The sequence below is a fragment of the Streptomyces sp. NPDC008121 genome (assembly GCF_042957155.1).
Taxonomy (GTDB): domain Bacteria; phylum Actinomycetota; class Actinomycetes; order Streptomycetales; family Streptomycetaceae; genus Streptomyces.
Genome location: NZ_JBIBHT010000059.1, coordinates 1 through 1,342 on the forward strand (window position 1 = coordinate 1; position 1,342 = coordinate 1,342).

Genomic DNA, 1,342 nt, shown 5'->3' on the forward strand with positions numbered 1-1,342 from the left:
CCGAGGCACTGCACCCGCGCGTCACGTCCGCGCCGACGGCACTGCTGCGCAACGAGTACGTCGTGCGGGGCGCACCGGCGGTGCCGGATGCGGTCCTGACCGAGATCGTCGACGAGGTCTTCCTGCCGCTGGTCCGTGGCCGGGCCCTGCCCGCGGACCCGGCGTCCCACTAGGTGTATTGACCCGCAGGGTTGTTGACGCGGGTGATGGGTGGGTGGCCGCCGAGTGCGGTGTGGCTGCGGTGGTGGTTGTAGGTGTGGAGGAAGTCTGCCAGGGCTGCCGTTCGTTCGGTGTTGCTGGTGTAGGGCCGTAGGTAGGCCCATTCGTCGGCGAGGGTGCGGTTGAAGCGTTCGACCTTGCCGTTGGTCTGGGGCCGGTAGGGGCGGGTGAGCTTGCCGGTCGCGCCGAGGTCGGCCAGAGCGTTCTTCCAGGCCAGGCCTTTGCGGTAGGCCCATGCGTTGTCGGTCAGGACGCGTTCGATGCGGGGGATGCCCTGGTCGTGGAAGAACGCGGCCGCGCGGGTCAGGAAGCCTGCGCAGGTCGCGACTTTCTCGTCCGGGTGGATTTCGCTGTAGGCGAGGCGGGAGTGGTCGTCGACGGCGGAGTGGACGTAGTCGAAACCGACGTTGCTGCGGGTGGCGCGGCCGGCCTGGCGGCCCAGGACCTTGTGGCCGCCGCCGTCGGGGATCCGGCCGAGTTTCTTGACGTCGACGTGGATCAGCTCGCCTGGGTGGTCGCGTTCGTAGCGGCGGATCACGGTCCCGGTGGGGCGGTCGAGCCAGGACAGGCGGTTCAGCCGGTGACGGGTCAGAACGCGGTGCACGGTTGAAGTGGGCAGCCCGAGGATCGGGCCGATCCGGGCGGGTCCGAGCTTGCGGTCCTGGCGCAGGCGGCATATCCGGGCTTCGGTTGCGGCAGTGGTCCGGTGGGGTGTCCGGTGCGGACGGCTGGAGCGGTCGATGAGCCCGCTCTCGCCCTCGCAGTGCCAGCGCCGGAGCCACTTGTGGGCGGTGGGACGGGAGATGCCCATCTCCGCGGCGACGTGCGCGACGGGACGGCCGGAACGGACACGGTCGACGAGCAGCCGCCTGCCATGAACGGTCAGCCGGGCATTACGGTGGGACACGAAGGCCTCCGTGCGGTGAAGAATTCGACACCTCCACCACACACGGAGGCCTTCGCCATGATCAAGCCCGATCGGCGTTAACAACGCTCGTGATCAATACATCTAGGGCGTGTTTCGAAAGTCCCGCCTGGCCCGCGACGCCCGGCACGCACGCTCGCCGCGTTGTCGGAGTCGCCCACGTACGTCCAGTACGAGGGCGATCCTCCGCCTTGCGAT

Annotated in this window: 1 protein-coding gene; it reads right to left on the reverse strand. The window is 69.1% G+C overall.

Translation table 11 applies throughout. The annotated features are described in order from the left end of the window. Positions 1–169 precede the first annotated feature (169 nt). Entirely contained in the window at positions 170–1,126 is a 957-nt protein-coding gene (locus ACFZBD_RS35175; protein ID WP_391147799.1) for an IS481 family transposase, read from the reverse strand. Positions 1,127–1,342 lie beyond the last annotated feature (216 nt).